Here is a 14,562-nt window from a genome sequence, read left to right as displayed (position 1 = left end):
TCGGATACGGCGAGAGGGGGCACCCGGTCGTGCCGGGTGCCCCCTCTCGCCGTGAGCGGCGAACCTCTCACCGCCGGCCGGGGTTCGTACCGCTAGCTGGGGTTCGTGTCGATGACCGCCACTCGGTCGGTCTTGCTCTTCAGTGCCTCACGCAGGGCGACGTAGACGTCCTGCGGCGTGACGGCCGTCTTCTTGCCGTTGGCCCGGGTGATGAGCACGCCGTCGAAGGCGCCGCCGTAGAGCTCCTTCAGCGCGGCCAGGTCGGGCGCGTCGACGAGCTTGCCGTTGACCGCCTTGACCTGGAGGAACTTCCACAGGGACTTCTCCGGGCTCATGAGGACGGGGCTCGCCCCGGCCGCCTGAACCGTCACGGTGGACGACATCGCCGGCTCCGCGAACTCCTTCATCATCCGGTCGACCTCGGCGTTCGAGACCGTCGGCTGCTGCGTCGTCGTCGGGACGGTCACGGCGTCGGTCGCGCCGGTCTCGACCTGGGTGCGGTAGGCCGCCTCGACCGCCTCGGTGGACTGGGCCACGTCGATGCCCTTGCCCGCCTTGCCGTAGACGGCGACGGCCTTGCCGGACTCGAACTTGATCGTGCCGTCGGTCACCGAACCGGAGCCGCCTGAGGCGTCCTCCAGGGCGGCGTGCAGCTTCTCCTCGTCGGTGGGCATGACCGGGTCGACGACCCGGTGGTTGCCGAAGAGGGAGCCGATGACCGAGATCGGGTTGTAGTCACTGGTCGCGGCCGCGCTGACCGTCTGCTGCATGTCGAACTGCAGCCCGGCCTTGTCCGGCTCCAGCGTCACGGTCTTGCCGCCCACGGACAGCTTCAGCGGCTTGTTGACCCGCTCGTCGAAGGCGTCGTTGAGCTTCTTGACCGCGTCGTCGCGGGTGCCGCCGCCGATGTCGACGCCGAGCACGGTGGTGCCCTTGGGCACGTCGGAGTGGGCCATCAGCAGGCCGGCGCCGTAGACGCCGCCCGCGAGGACGATCACTCCGCCGCCGACCAGCGCCAGCTTGTTGCGGCCCTTCTTCTTGGGCGCACGCGAGGCCGGGGCACTCGACGAGTCCGGTTCGGGCAGCTTCGGGGGCGTGTGCGGCCCGGGCGCGTCGGTGCCGCCCGGGCCGAAGGGCCCGCTCTGGGCGCCGGAGGGCACGACGGGGATGCCGCTGGTGACCGTGTGGCCGGAGACGTTGTCGGCGACGCCGCCGTAGTGCGGGTTGCCGGGCTCGGGGGCCGGCTTCTGCGGGGTGAGGATCGCGGTGTCGTCGCTCAGCCCACCGCCGGGGCCGTGGCCCGGGACGTGCGGAGAGGCGCCGGGGCCCGCGGGACCTCCGGGGCCGGCGGAGATACCGGGACCGGCCGGGCCGCCGGGGCCGGAGGGGCCGGGAGGACCACCCAGGCCGCTGCCGGGACCACCGGGGCCGCCAGGGCCGCCGGGACGGCTGCTCGGACCGGCGGAGATACCGGAAGCGCCCGGACCACCCGGGCCACCCGGACCGGCAGAGATACCGGAGCCGGCCGGACCACCGGGGCCACCCGGACGGCCAGGCGCGCCGGAACCACGGGGGCCGCCGGGACCACCCGGGCCTCCGGGCCCGCCGAATCCGCCGTGCCCGCCGCCGGCGAGCGGGGGTACCGCCGGACCGTCGCCGGTGACCGGACCGGTCGTCGGGCCCGAGGGGCCCTGCGGGCCGCCCTGGCCGCCTCGGCCGTTCGGGCCGTTGAAGTCGCTCGGACCGCCGAAGTCGTCGAGGCCGTTCGGGGCGCCGAAGTCGTCGAAGTCGTTCGGGGCGAAGTCGTTCGGGGCGTTGAAATCGGCGGAAGGGTCGAAGCCGCCGGGGCCGCCCTGCGGGCCGTAGCCGTTCGGGCCGCCGTGGCCGCCCTGGCCGTTCGGGCCGCCGTGGCCGCCGTTTCCGTTCTCCGAGAAGTACGGCAGGTCGTCGCGGCGTGCCTCGTCGCCGGGGCGGGCACCGTTGCCATTGCCATTGCCATTGCCGTTGCCCAGCGGGCCTGCCGCCAGTGCCTCGGTCACGTCGAAGGAACCGGTGCCTCCGCCGTGTCCGGGAGCCACGGGGCCGCCGGTCGCACCGGGGAGACCCGCGCCGGTTGTGCCGCCCGGACGGGAGCCGCCCGGCACGCTCATCGAGCCGACGACACCACCGGGCCGACCGGCACCGGCACCCGGACGCGCGGCGCCGGCACTCCCGCCACCGGGACCACCCGTGCCGGGGCCCGAACCGCCGGGCAGACCGGCCCCGTTGGAGGGCGGGCCGCCCTGACCACCCTTGGGCGCGCCGGACTTGCGGGGCGCGAACCAGTCGCTCGTCTTCTCACCCGGCTGCGCCGCCGGCTCGGCCTGCGGCTCCACGGTGCCCGTGGACATGGATGTGGCGGCGGACGGCGTGGGCGGCTCGGTGTCCGCGCTGCCGCCGGGGCCCGCGCTCTCGGCATCCGTGACGGGCTGGCGCACGACGACCGGCGGAATGGGCCGCGATCCGGGGATGTTGATCCGGATCCGGGTCGTCAGCGTGGTCTCGGTCTTGCGTTCCTCCGGCCGCGCGGCCGAACGGCCCGCGTCCGCACCGCTGTCGGAAGCCATGGGGGTCCCGTACGGCGGCGTGCCCGAGGGGTATGCGGCTCCGCCGTGCCCGTTGGGCCCGGAGGACGGAGTGTCAGTTTCACGACTCAAGGCAGGTTCTCCCGGTTGGCTCCGCCGCCGTTTCGACCCCATTGCTCCGGGCGGCTCGGCGGCGCGCACCACCATACTGGCCACTTCTGACCCGTATCCCACGACCGCCTGGGAAACCCACACGGGACTCGCACGAGTGCGTCGTGGAGAAGTGGTACGTCACTTGCCAAGTCGGACGCCGTCGCCACCCGGTTGCCGCACCGGAGCGAGGGTGGCGCAGATCACAGCCACAGCCATACCGCCGAGCAGGAAGAGGTAGGACGCGGCTCCTGTGCCGAAGACGAAGTCGCCTTCCGGGCGGCTGGCGGTGAGCAGGATGACGGTGATCATCCAGCCGCCGGCGGGCGCCACGGCCCCGGCCCGGCTGCCCGTCGCCCGGCCGGCGCCCAGGCAGAGCCCGGCCTCGCCGGCGAGCGCGAGCAGCAGGCCGCCCGGGAACCAGGCGGGCTGCACCAGCGCCCCGGCCACACCGACCACGGCACCGAGCACGAAGAGTCCCAGGTGGGCGAGGACGCGCAGGACGGAAGGCCGCTTCAGCTTCAGCGGCTGGGCGAGCATCGAGCTCATGACGCCTCCCCGGGGGTCAGACCGGCGAACAGATCGGACTCCGTCCCGTCCGCTGTCCCCGCCGCCCTCTCTCCGCGCACCAACTCGTAGTACTCGGTGGTGAAGAGGGGCTGCGCGAGTTCGTTGGAGAGCGCGAAGTACAGCTCGGTCACCTCGGCCACGTCGATCTGCGTGGCGTGGGCCCGCATCGCGGCGGCCTTGGCGGGGGCGTGCGCGGTGCCGTCGATCACGGTGGTGATCCGCTCGTCGTCGACGACGCCCGGGACGTCACCGATGACGGCCGCCTTGCCGAAGGGGAGCTGGGGCAGATCCGCCTGAAGCCGGGCGAAGGCCTCCTCGGCGGCCGTGCGCGGGACGCGGTTCCAGTAGATCTTGGGGATCTGCCAGCCGGCGCCGACGGCCAGCTCGGCCGCGCGCATGGCGATGCGGTGGGCCTGGATGTGATCGGGGTGGCCGTAGCCGCCGTCCGGGTCGTAGGTGACCAGGACCTGGGGGCGTACCTCCAGGATCACCTCGACCAGAGCCCGGGCCGCGTCGTCGACGTCCGCCTGCCAGAGGGCGGCCGGGTCGTCGTTGTCGGCGAGGCCCATCATCCCCGAGTCCTCATAGCGGCCCTTGCCGCCGAGGAGACGGAAGTCCTCGACGCCGAGTGCGCCCATCGCGGCCGTGAGCTCGCCCAGGCGGTGTTCGCCCAGGGCGGCGCCGGTCAGGTGCCGCAGCTCGGGGGGAATGACCTCGCCGTGCTCGCCGAGGGTGCAGGTGACCAGGGTCACCCGGGCACCCTCGGCCGCGTACTTGGCCATGGTGGCGCCGTTGTTGATCGACTCGTCGTCCGGGTGCGCGTGCACCAGGAGCAGACGCCGGTCGGGCAGTTCCGTCATGGTGACCACCCTACGAGGCGCCACCGACAGTGCCGCCCGGCGCGGCACGGCTCAGAACTTGATGCCGCCGATCATGCCCGCGATGTTCGTCGTCAGCTCGCTGATGGTGGGAGCGATGGTCGAGGACGCGAGGTAGAAACCGAGCAGCATGCACACGACCGCATGGCCCGCCTTCAGTCCTGACTTCTTGATCAACAAGAAGACGATGATCGCCAGCAGCACCACCGCCGAAATCGAGAGTGCCACGGCGGCTCACCTCCAAGAATCCCAAGGGCGGGGGGTCGGACTATGGGGGCAGATAAATCCATACAACAGCCAGCAGGTTCATACCCACTATGCGCTTGTGATCATAACTATCCGTCCGTGCGCATCGATCGGCGCACAGCCGCACAAGGGGGCGCACTGGCCAATATGGTCGGGGCATGACGACCGAGCCTGTCTCCTTTCCCCGCCGGCACGCCCGCACCCAGAGGTTCACGCTCGGCGCGCCGCGCGCGTTCGCGGTGGCGCCCGACGGTTCCCGTGTCGTGTTCCTGCGCTCCAGCTCCGGTACGGACCCGGCGAATTCGCTCTGGGTGCTCGACACGGCGGACGGCGGGGAGCGCGTGGCGGCCGACCCGCGCGCCCTGCTGGGCGGCGGCTCCGAGGACCTCTCCCCCGAGGAGCGGGCGAGGCGCGAACGCAGCCGTGAGGGCGGCGCCGGCATCGTCTCCCATGCCACCGACAACGCCGTCGAGTTGGCGTCTTTTGCCTTGTCAGGGCGGCTTTTCACGGCCGAACTGCGGGCCGGTACGGCACGCGAACTCCCGGTCCCGGGGCCGGTGATCGACCCGCGCCCCTCCCCCGACGGACGGCACATCGCGTACGTCGCGCAGGGCGCCCTGCGCGTGGTGGGCGCCGAGGGCGAGGGCGACCGTGCGCTCGCCGAGCCGGAGTCGGACGGGGTGACGTACGGACTGGCCGAGTTCATCGCCGCCGAGGAGATGGGGCGCTACCGGGGCTTCTGGTGGGGTCCGGAGTCGGACCGGCTGCTGGTGGCGCGCGCGGACGACACGCCGGTGCGCCGGTGGTGGATCGCCGATCCGGCGCATCCGGAGCGCGAGCCGCAGCAGGTGGCCTACCCGGCGGCGGGAACGGCGAACGCCGAGGTGCGGCTGTTCGTGATCGGCCTGGACGGGGTGCGTACGGAGGTCGCTTGGGACCGGGCGCGGTATCCCTATCTGGCGCGAGTGCACTGGTCAGAGGCGGGTGCACCGCTGCTGCTCGTACAGGCGCGCGACCAGCGCAGCCAGTTGTTCCTGGCCGTGGATCCGGCGACGGGGGCCACGCGGATGGTGCACGCGGACGAAGATCCACAATGGCTGGATCTTTTCCCCGGGGTGCCCTGCTGGAGCCCTTCCGGCCACCTTGTGCGCATCGCCGACGAGGGCGGGGCGCGGGTGCTCACGGTGGGCGAACGCCCACTGACGGGACCGCAGTTGCACGTCAGGGCGGTCCTGGACGTCTCCGCCGACGACGTGCTGATCTCGGCGTCGGCGGGTGAGGCCGCGGCGGCCCCCGAGATCGGTGAAGTGCATGTGTACCGAGTGAACGAGCTCGGCATGGAGCGCGTGTCGCAGGAGCCCGGCGTGCACTCGGCGGTGCGTGCCGGGGGCGTGACGGTACTGGTGTCCCATACGCCGGGTACGCCCGGGGCTCAGGTCCAGGTGCTGCGCGAAGGGAAGCAGACGGCGGCGGTCCGGTCGTATGCCGAAGATCCCGGTTTGACCCCGCGCGTGATCCTCACCGAGGGGGGCGCACGCCGAATCCCGTGCGCCGTGCTTATGCCTCGGGACTACGCCGGTGACACGCCGCTCCCGGTTTTGCTGGATCCCTACGGGGGACCGCACGCCGCACGGGTGGTCGCCGCGCACAACGCGCACCTCACCTCGCAGTGGTTCGCGGACCAGGGGTTCGCGGTGATCGTCGCGGACGGGCGGGGTACGCCGGGGCGCTCGCCCGCGTGGGAGAAGGCGGTCCACGGGGACTTCACCCTCTCCCTCGACGACCAGGTCGACGCGCTCCAGGACCTCGCGAAGTCCCACCCGCTCGACCTCTCCCGGGTGGCGATCCGCGGCTGGTCGTACGGCGGCTGGCTGGCGGGGCTGGCGGTGCTGCGCCGACCGGACGTCTTCCACGCGGGCATCGCGGGCGCGCCGGTCACCGACTGGCGGCTCTACGACACGCACTACACGGAGCGATATCTGGGTGACCCGGCCGCGTCGCCGGAGTCCTACGCGAAGAGCTCGCTGCTCACCGAGGGCGGGCTCTCCTCGCCCGCCGAGCCGCACCGCCCGCTGATGATCGTGCACGGGCTGGCCGACGACAACGTGGTGGTCGCCCACGCCCTGCGCCTGTCCTCGGCCCTGCTGGCCGCCGGCCGGCCGCACGAGGTGCTGCCGCTGTCCGGGGTGACCCATATGACCCCGCAGGAGCAGGTCGCGGAGAACCTGCTGCTGCTTCAGGTGGACTTCCTGAAGCGGTCCCTGGCACAGCCGCGGCATAGCAACGCAAAGGCACACGAACTGCGTTAACACGCAGGCAACTTCACGGAAGCGGTACCGATATACGGACGGTGGAGGCTGAACAGCGTACGGCCGTGCGGGTGCCGTAAACGGGCCGGGGTGCGCCATGTCACCCCGGCCCGTTGCTTTGCCCCTCCGCCGCGAGGGTGCCGTGCCCCTGCGCCGTGAAGTCGCCTTGCCCCTCCGCCGCGAAATGGCACGCCGAGTCGTGCGCCTCGGGCCCGCTCAGCGCCCGGAACCGCGTGGGCACCGCGAGCGGCGGTACCTCCTGGGCGCAGCGGTCCTCGGCCTTCCAGCAGCGGGTGCGGAAGCGGCAGCCGGAGGGGACGTTCGTCGGGGACGGGACGTCGCCCGCGAGGATGATGCGCTCGCGGCGGTCACGGGCCTCCGGGTCGGGGACGGGGACGGCGGAGAGCAGCGCCTGGGTGTAGGGGTGCGTGGGGTGGTCGTAGATCTGGGCGTCCCTGCCGATCTCCACGATCCGGCCGAGGTACATCACCCCGACCCGGTCGGAGATGTGCCGGACGATCGACAGGTCGTGGGCGATGAAGACGTAGGAGAGGTCGAACTCGTTCTGCAGGCGGTCCATCAGGTTGATGACCTGGGCCTGGACGGAGACGTCCAGCGCGGAGACGGGTTCGTCGGCGACGATGACCTCCGGGCGCAGGGCCAGGCCCCGGGCGATGCCGATGCGTTGGCGCTGGCCGCCGGAGAACTGGTGCGGGTAGCGGTTGATGTGCTCGGGGTTGAGGCCGACCACGTCCAGCAGCTCGCGCACCCTGCGGCGCCGGTCGCCCTTCGGGGCCACTTCGGGGTGGATGTCGTACGGCTCCCCGATGATGTCGCCCACCGTCATCCGGGGGTTGAGGGAGGTGTAGGGGTCCTGGAAGACCATCTGGATGTTGCGCCGTACGGCTTTCAGAGCGCGGCCGGACAGTCGGGTGATGTCCTCGCCCTTGTACTTGATCGAACCGGCCGTCGGCCGCTCCAGGTTGACCAGCATCTTGGCGACCGTCGACTTGCCGCAGCCGGATTCGCCGACGATGCCGAGGGTTTCACCGCGGTGCAGGGTGAAGTCGACGCCGTCGACGGCCTTGATCGCGCCGACCTGTTTCCTGAAGAGGATGCCCTGGGTGAGCGGGTAGTGCTTGACGAGCCCGCCGACCTCCAGAATCGCCTCAGCCATGCAGGCACTCCCTCCAGAAGTGACAGGCGCTGCCCCGGCCCGGGTCCGCGTCGGTGGCCTCGGTGACCTCGTGCAGCGGGGGTACGTCGGTGCGGCAGAGGTCCCGGGCCATCGGGCAGCGGGGGTGGAAGGCACAGCCCTGCGGGATGTTCATGAGGTTGGGGGGCAGGCCCTTGATGGCGTAGAGCTCCTGGCCCTTCTGGTCCAGGCGCGGGATGGAGTCCAGCAGGCCCCTGGTGTACGGGTGGGCGGGCGCCTTGTAGAGGGCGTGGACCGGCGCCGACTCCACGATCCGGCCGGCGTACATGACGGCGATCCGGTCGGCCACGTCGGCGACGACGCCGAGGTCGTGGGTGATGAGGATCAGCCCCATGCGGTACTCGCGCCGCAACTCCGCGAGCAGGTCCATGACCTGGGCCTGGACGGTGACGTCGAGGGCCGTCGTGGGCTCGTCGGCGATGATGAGCGCCGGTTCGAGGGCGAGGGCCATCGCGATCATGATGCGCTGGCGCATACCGCCGGAGAACTGGTGCGGGTACTGCTTGACGCGCTCGCGCGCGGCCGGGATCCGCACCCGGTCCATCAGCTCCACGGCCTTCGCCCGCGCGTCCTTCCTCGACATGCCGCGGTGCACGGTGAACATCTCGCCGAGCTGGTCGCCGACCGTCAGCACCGGGTTCAGCGACGACAGGGCGTCCTGGAAGATCATCGCCATCTCGGCGCCGCGGACCTTGCGCCGCTGCTCCTCCCTGAGCTTCAGCAGGTCCCGCCCCTGAAAGAGGATCTCGCCCCCGGTGATCCTCCCCGGCGGCATGTCGAGGATCCCCATCACCGCCTGAGCGGTGACCGACTTCCCCGACCCGGACTCCCCGAGCACCGCGAGCGTCTCCCCCGCGTCCACGCCGTAACTGACGCCGTTCACGGCCTTGACGACCCCGTCCCGCGTCCGGAACTCCACCTGCAGATCACGCACTTCGAGCAACATGCCGCGGGCTCACCTCACCGTCGGATAGGGGGCGCCGCGGGTGGCTTCGCCGGGTGGGAGGGGGTGCTGGAGCGTCGCCGGGGCGATGCGGAGGAGATGGGCACACGCCGCGGGAGCGATGCGGACGGCCCGGGCGCACGGGGGCGTCGCGCCCCCCGTTCCCCAGCAAGCCGCAGCGCCCACCGCAGCGGCGAGGCGGGATGTGAGGGGACACGTGGCCGGCGCACACCGCCGCGCCCGGCAAGCCGAGCACCCGACCACGACCGCAGGAGCGAGGCACCACGGCACCGGCTGCCCTGGCGTCGGGCCTCGCCGCAGCACGGGCGCAGCGCGGGCGCCCGGTTCGTGACGCCAAGGGGACGGAGGAGGCGAGGGCTCGCGACGGGCCGGTCCTTTCCCCTCCCCGTCCATCCAGGGCCGCCACCATGAGCCCAGCGCGACGCTTCCGCCCCACGCCGTCCGTCCTCCGGGGCGGACGCCTCCACCCACCATCTCGCGTCACCGACCCCACGCCACCCTCACCTCAGCTTCGGGTCGAGGGCGTCGCGTACCGCGTCGCCCAGCATGATGAAGGCCAGGACGGTGATGGCCAGGGCGCCCGAGGGCCACAGGAGGGCGTGGGGGGCGTTGCGGATGTAGGGGGAGGCGGCGGAGATGTCGATGCCCCAGGAGACGCTCGGGGGTTTCAGGCCCACGCCGAGATACGACAGGGTCGCCTCCAGGGCGATGTAGGTGCCGAGGGCGATCGTCGCCACCACGATCACCGGGGCGACCGCGTTGGGCGCGATGTGACGGAGCAGGATGCGGGAGTTGGAGGCGCCCAGGGCGCGGGCGGCCTGGACGTAGTCGTTCTGCTGGGCGGTGATGACCGCGCCGCGGGCGATGCGGGAGATCTGGGGCCAGCCGAGCAGCACGATGAAGCCGATGACCGGCCAGATGCTGTTGCTGGTCACCACGGAGAGGAGGACCAGGCCTCCGAGGATCACCGGGATCGCGAAGAAGACGTCGGTGATGCGGGAGAGGACCGAGTCCCACGGGCCGCCGAAGAAGCCGGCCAGCGCCCCCAGCACCGAGCCGAGGAGCGCGACCCCGAGCGTGGCGCAGACGCCGACGGCGACGGACGTACGGGCGCCGTAGACCGTGCGCGTGTAGACGTCGCAGCCCTGGCCGTCGTAGCCGAAGGGATGGCCAGGCCCGGAACCCTGCTGGGCCTTGGCGAGGTCGCACTGGAGGGGGCTGCCGGAGGCGATCGCCGAGGGCCACAGGGAGATGAAGAGCAGGAAGAGGATGATCAGCCCCGAGACGATGAAGACGGGGTTGCGGCGCAGGTCGCGCCAGGCGTCGGACCAGAGGCTGCGGGGCCGGTCGGCGGAGGTGGCGGAGGCGGCCGAGGAGTCCGGGCCCTCGGGGGCTGTGCTCTTCGGGCCGCCGGGGAGGAGTGACGGGCGCCGCTCAAGGGTCTCCGCCTCGCTCGCGGCCAGGTGCATCGCGCCGTCCGTGCCCCCGCTGCCGGCGATGGCGCCCTCGGGCTCGAACGGCTGCTCAGGCATAGCGGATCCTCGGGTCGAGTACGGCGTACAGGAGGTCGACGACCAGGTTGCAGAGGAGGAAGACGAGGACGAGGACCGTCACGAAGCCGACGACCGTCTGGGTGTTCTGGCGCAGGATGCCCTGGTAGAGCTGGTAGCCGACGCCATGGATGTTGAAGATCCGCTCGGTGACGATCGCGCCGCCCATGAGGAAGCCGATGTCGGCGCCGATGAAGGTGACGACGGGGATGAGGGAGTTGCGCAGGAGGTGCCGGGTGACCACACGGTGCCTTGGCAGGCCCTTGGCGATCGCCGTACGGACGTAGTCCGCGCGCCGGTTCTCCGCGATGGACGTGCGGGTCAGGCGGGTGACGTAGGCCAGGGAGACCGAGGCCAGGACGAGGCCCGGGAGGAGCAGTTCGCCGAAGGGGGCGGCCGGGGAGACGGAGGGGCGGATCCAGCCCCATTCCACGCCGAGCAGCAGCTGGAGCAAGAGGCCGGTGACGAAGGTGGGGACGGAGATGACGACCAGGGTGAGGAGCAGCACGCCGGTGTCGACGGGGTGGCCGCGGCGCAGGCCGGTGAGGACGCCCAGCGTGATGCCGATGACGATCTCGAACAGGATCGCGACGACGGTGAGCCGGAAGGTGACCGGGAAGGCCGTCGACATCAGCTCGGTGACTTCCTGGCCGTTGAACGCCGTACCGAAGTCTCCGGTGAAGACGTTGCCCATGTAGGTCAGGTACTGCTGCCACACGGGCTGGTCGAGGCCGAACTCCTTGCGCAGTTGGGCGGCCGTCGCCGCGTCGCACTGCCGGTCGCCGCACAGGCCCGCGACGGGGTCGCCCATCACGTTGACCATGAGGAAGATCAGCAGCGTTGCCCCGATGAACACCGGGACCATCTGCAGCAGGCGCCGGACGACGTACCGCCCCATGGCGGGCTCAGCCGACCTTGATCTCGTTGTAGACGGGGACGCTGAACGGGTTGAGGGACACGTTCGACAGCCGCGGCGACCAGCCGGCGCTGCCGTTCTGGTACCAGAGGGGGATGGCGGCCATGTTGTCCCGGACGACCTCCTCGGCCTTCTGGAACATCTCCACGGCCTTCGCGGGGTCCGTCTCGGCGTTCGCCTCGTCGACGAGCCGGTCGAACTCCTCGCTCGACCACTTGCCGTCGTTGGAGGAGGCGTTGGTGTAGTAGAGGGGCTGGAGGAAGTTCTGGGTGAGTGGGTAGTCCATCTGCCAGCCCGCCCGGAAGGGTCCGGAGAGCTTCTGGGTCGTGCTCTTGCTCCGGAAGTCGGCGAAGGTGCCGATCGGGTTGCCGACGCAGGCCCGGTCGTTGCCCAGGGCGTTGTTGATGGAGTTGCAGACGGCGTCCACCCACAGCTTGTGGGAGCCGGTGTCCGCGTTGTACGTGATCTTCACCTGCCCGCCGGGGAGCCCGCCGCCCTCCTTGACCAGCTTCTTCGCCGCGGCGGCGTCGTACCGGCACCACTCACCGCACAGCCCCGCCTTGTAGCCGCCGTCCTTGCCGAGGACGGGTGAGGTCCAGTCGGTGGCGGGGGTGCGGGTCTTGTGGAAGATGGTGGCGGTGATCTGCTCGCGGTCGATCGCCCGGGACAGTCCCTTGCGGACCTTGACCGCGCCGGCCGTGTTCCACTCCTTGTCGTAGTGGGGGAAGGCCAGGGTCTGGATGATGCCGGCGGGGGTGTTGAGGTAGCGGTCGCCGAGGTCGCTGCGGACGTTCTTCAGCTGCTGGGCCGGGACGTCGTCGACGAGGTCGAGGTTGCCGGCCATCAGGTCGGTGTAGGCGGTGTTGTTGTCCGTGTAGACCTTGAGGGTGACGCCGCCGTTGCGCGCCGCGTCCGGGCCGGGGTAGGTGTCCCACTTCGTCAGGCGCATCTCGGAGCCCTTGGTGTACGACTCCACGGCGTAGGGGCCGTTGCCGACGGGCTTGGCCAGCCAGCCGGCGTGGTCGTCGTAGAACGCGCGGGGCAGCGGGACGAAGGCGTTGTAGCCGAGGGTGTCGGGGAAGCTGGAGAACTTCTGGCTGAGCCGGACGGTGAAGGTCCGCTCGTCGACCACCTTCAGCCCGGACATGGTGTCGGCGCTCTGCCCGCCCTTCTCCGGGTGGACCTTGTCGTAGCCCTCGATGTAGCTGAAGAAGTAGGCGTTCTTCTGGTTGTTCTTCAGGCTCGCCCCGTAGTTCCAGGCGTCCACGAAGGACTGGGCGGTGACCTTCTCGCCGTTGCTGAAGGTCCAGCCGTCCTTGACGGTGATCGTGTAGTTCCGTGAGTCGGAGGTCTCGATCTTCTCGGCGAGCATGTCCTCGGCGGCGCCGGTCTTCGGGTTGTACTGCTTCAGCCCCCGGAAGATCATGGAAAGCACCTTGCCGCCCTGCACCTCGTTGGTGTTGGCCGGCTCCAGCGGGTTCTGCGGATCGGTCCACGAGGAGCTGAGCACCGCGCCGACGTCACCGCTGCCCTCACCGCCGTCCCCCCCGCCTCCGCAGGCCGTCGCGGCGAGCGCGACCGCCACCGCGCATGCGGCCCGTCCGGCGTGCGTGGCTCCACGCATGGAGTGCCTCCGTCTCTGGTGGTGATCCGTCTCTGGTGGTGATCCGTTACGGGCCAATATCGAGCCAAAAGCCGCATAGCGCACACGGACTCGGGCCAATGGAGCAATGCACCATCCGGATGCACGAACCCGCGCCACACCCCCCCGCGCGCGACGAAACGGACTTCTCCCACCAGGCGCTGTCGATCTTTGATGTAGGGCGCAATGGATCTTCGCGATCCGATGCCGAACCGTTGGATTACGACCGCTGGATGTACACATTTCGATACGGAGCCGTCCGCATATCGAACTCATTGACTGAATAGTCCGGTTAGTCCGAGTCAAGGCACAACTCAATCACGTTGCGCTACCCGCGTAGCTACGGAATGGTCAAGACAGGGTAAAGAACGTAAAGAGACAACCAAGTCGGCCGAGAATTTATTGACCTTGAATGAATTGCGTTGAAAAAGTCCGGCGTAGCCCGTAGGGGAGCGTGCCCTGCGGAGTCATCAGACCCTCCCTTGGGCCAGGAGCACCATGACCCCCCCAACTCCATCCGCGGCTGCCCCGCTTGAGGCGACTGACGAGAGCATCGAGAAGTCGCCTTCGCCCTCCACCCATAAGGGCAACGAGAGCCGCTCGCCAGGACGACTGGCGTGGACCCGCTTCAAGCGGGACCGCACGGGCGTCATATCGGCGTACATCGTGATCTTCTTCTTCGTGATCGCGCTCGCCGCTCCGCTCATCGCGAAGCTGTACGGCAAGGATCCGTACACCACCTACGCGAGCCAGCGGCCCGAGCTGCTCAACGCCTTCTCGTACCCGGCGGGTCAGAACGGCGGCATGAGCTCGGAGTTCTGGTTCGGCATCGAGCCTCAGCTCGGGCGTGACGTCTTCACCTTCCTGCTCTACGCGATCCGCACCTCGCTGGGCATCGCCATCGCCGCCACCCTGCTCACCGTGTTCCTCGGCGTGGTCATCGGTGTCACCGCGGGCTACCTCGGGGGCAAGACGGACTACCTCGTGGGCCGGGTCATCGACATCCTCCTGTCGTTCCCGTCCACCCTCTTCTTCATCGCCTTCATGCCGGTCGTGTACGGGCTCTTCATCGCCCCGGACGAGGACATCCCGACCTGGCTGCGGGCCACCGGCCTGATCATCGTCCTCTCGGCCTTCGGCTGGGCGTCCATCGCCCGACTGCTGCGCGGCCAGGTACTCGGCCTGCGCGAACGGGAGTTCGTCGAGGCGGCCAAGGTCACGGGTGCGTCACCGCGACGCATCGTCTTCAAGGAACTGCTGCCAAACCTGTGGACTCCGATCATCATCCAGTCCACGCTGATGCTCCCGGCATTCGTGACAGCAGAGGCGGGTCTCGCCTTCCTCGGGGTCGGCATGATCGACCCGACCCCGGACTGGGGCGTCATGATCCAGCGGGGCGCAATGTTCTACACCGAGGACATCACCTTCATGCTCTTCCCGGGCCTGTCCATGGTGATCTTCGTACTCGCGTTCAATCTGCTCGGCGACTCGGTGCGCGACGCACTCGACCCGAAGTCCAAGCGCTAGCTCCGGCTCATTTCAGGACCACGGCGAAGG

11 protein-coding genes are annotated in these 14,562 nt (G+C 70.3%); 2 read left to right on the top strand and 9 right to left on the bottom strand.

Features of this window, described 5'->3' with window-relative positions:
* Positions 1-92: 92 nt before the first annotated feature.
* The 4 genes from ABIE67_RS30235 to ABIE67_RS30220 all read right to left on the bottom strand — a co-directional run bounded on the left by ABIE67_RS30235 (position 93) and on the right by ABIE67_RS30220 (position 4,390).
* Positions 93-2,606, bottom strand: a complete 2,514-nt coding sequence (locus ABIE67_RS30235; protein WP_370264550.1) for a hypothetical protein — start codon at positions 2,604-2,606, stop codon at positions 93-95.
* A gap of 249 nt (positions 2,607-2,855) precedes the next feature.
* Positions 2,856-3,263 (bottom strand): DUF6113 family protein, encoded by a 408-nt coding sequence (locus ABIE67_RS30230; RefSeq protein WP_370264549.1) that lies wholly within the window; start codon positions 3,261-3,263, stop codon positions 2,856-2,858.
* On the bottom strand, positions 3,260-4,144 hold the full coding sequence (gene mshB, locus ABIE67_RS30225) for an N-acetyl-1-D-myo-inositol-2-amino-2-deoxy-alpha-D-glucopyranoside deacetylase (protein WP_370264548.1): 885 nt from the start codon (positions 4,142-4,144) through the stop codon (positions 3,260-3,262). The genes ABIE67_RS30230 and mshB overlap by 4 nt, the downstream gene beginning before the upstream one ends.
* Before the next feature lie 51 nt (positions 4,145-4,195).
* Positions 4,196-4,390, bottom strand: coding sequence for a hypothetical protein (locus tag ABIE67_RS30220; RefSeq protein ID WP_030048865.1), 195 nt, complete (start codon positions 4,388-4,390; stop codon positions 4,196-4,198).
* A gap of 176 nt (positions 4,391-4,566) precedes the next feature.
* On the opposite strand from ABIE67_RS30220, the gene ABIE67_RS30215 reads away from it, so the two are divergent.
* A complete protein-coding gene (locus ABIE67_RS30215) occupies positions 4,567-6,717 on the top strand; it encodes a prolyl oligopeptidase family serine peptidase (protein WP_370264547.1) in 2,151 nt (716 codons plus the stop codon).
* 100 nt (positions 6,718-6,817) lie between these two features.
* On the opposite strand, the gene ABIE67_RS30210 is transcribed toward ABIE67_RS30215, so the two are convergent.
* From ABIE67_RS30210 to ABIE67_RS30190, 5 genes are all read right to left on the bottom strand, one after another.
* Positions 6,818-7,894, bottom strand: coding sequence for an ABC transporter ATP-binding protein (locus ABIE67_RS30210; RefSeq protein WP_370264546.1), 1,077 nt, complete (start codon positions 7,892-7,894; stop codon positions 6,818-6,820).
* Positions 7,887-8,879, bottom strand: coding sequence for an ABC transporter ATP-binding protein (locus tag ABIE67_RS30205; RefSeq protein ID WP_370264545.1), 993 nt, complete (start codon positions 8,877-8,879; stop codon positions 7,887-7,889). Before ABIE67_RS30205 ends, ABIE67_RS30210 begins: the two co-directional genes overlap by 8 nt.
* A 518-nt stretch (positions 8,880-9,397) precedes the next feature.
* Positions 9,398-10,429: an ABC transporter permease gene (locus tag ABIE67_RS30200; RefSeq protein WP_370264544.1), complete on the bottom strand. Its 1,032-nt coding sequence runs from the start codon at positions 10,427-10,429 to the stop codon at positions 9,398-9,400.
* Complete coding sequence (locus ABIE67_RS30195; RefSeq protein ID WP_370264543.1) at positions 10,422-11,345, bottom strand: ABC transporter permease; 924 nt, start codon at positions 11,343-11,345, stop codon at positions 10,422-10,424. The genes ABIE67_RS30200 and ABIE67_RS30195 overlap by 8 nt, the downstream gene beginning before the upstream one ends.
* 7 nt (positions 11,346-11,352) lie before the next feature.
* On the bottom strand, positions 11,353-12,987 hold the full coding sequence (locus ABIE67_RS30190) for an ABC transporter substrate-binding protein (protein ID WP_370264542.1): 1,635 nt from the start codon (positions 12,985-12,987) through the stop codon (positions 11,353-11,355).
* A 516-nt stretch (positions 12,988-13,503) separates the two neighbouring features.
* On the opposite strand from ABIE67_RS30190, the gene ABIE67_RS30185 reads away from it, so the two are divergent.
* Positions 13,504-14,532 carry an ABC transporter permease gene (locus tag ABIE67_RS30185; RefSeq protein WP_370264541.1) on the top strand — a complete coding sequence of 343 codons (1,029 nt, stop codon included), beginning with the start codon at positions 13,504-13,506 and terminating at the stop codon, positions 14,530-14,532.
* Positions 14,533-14,562: the final 30 nt, after the last annotated feature.

It is taken from the genome of Streptomyces sp. V4I8 (assembly GCF_041261225.1).
In the GTDB taxonomy this organism is placed as follows: Bacteria; Actinomycetota; Actinomycetes; order Streptomycetales; family Streptomycetaceae; genus Streptomyces.
Note: the sequence above shows the minus strand (reverse complement) of the source record. Positions and strands in the feature narration are given on the sequence as shown.

Coding starts and splice junctions, on each gene's coding strand:
- ABIE67_RS30210 (WP_370264546.1), bottom strand. CDS start 7,894: ATGGCTGAGGCGATTCTGGAGGTCGGCGGGCTCGTCAAGCACTACCCG.
- ABIE67_RS30235 (WP_370264550.1), bottom strand. CDS start 2,606: ATGGCTTCCGACAGCGGTGCGGACGCGGGCCGTTCGGCCGCGCGGCCG.
- ABIE67_RS30230 (WP_370264549.1), bottom strand. CDS start 3,263: ATGAGCTCGATGCTCGCCCAGCCGCTGAAGCTGAAGCGGCCTTCCGTC.
- ABIE67_RS30190 (WP_370264542.1), bottom strand. CDS start 12,987: ATGCGTGGAGCCACGCACGCCGGACGGGCCGCATGCGCGGTGGCGGTC.
- ABIE67_RS30185 (WP_370264541.1), top strand. CDS start 13,504: ATGACCCCCCCAACTCCATCCGCGGCTGCCCCGCTTGAGGCGACTGAC.
- ABIE67_RS30205 (WP_370264545.1), bottom strand. CDS start 8,879: ATGTTGCTCGAAGTGCGTGATCTGCAGGTGGAGTTCCGGACGCGGGAC.
- ABIE67_RS30200 (WP_370264544.1), bottom strand. CDS start 10,429: ATGCCTGAGCAGCCGTTCGAGCCCGAGGGCGCCATCGCCGGCAGCGGG.
- ABIE67_RS30195 (WP_370264543.1), bottom strand. CDS start 11,345: ATGGGGCGGTACGTCGTCCGGCGCCTGCTGCAGATGGTCCCGGTGTTC.
- ABIE67_RS30215 (WP_370264547.1), top strand. CDS start 4,567: ATGACGACCGAGCCTGTCTCCTTTCCCCGCCGGCACGCCCGCACCCAG.
- mshB (WP_370264548.1), bottom strand. CDS start 4,144: ATGACGGAACTGCCCGACCGGCGTCTGCTCCTGGTGCACGCGCACCCG.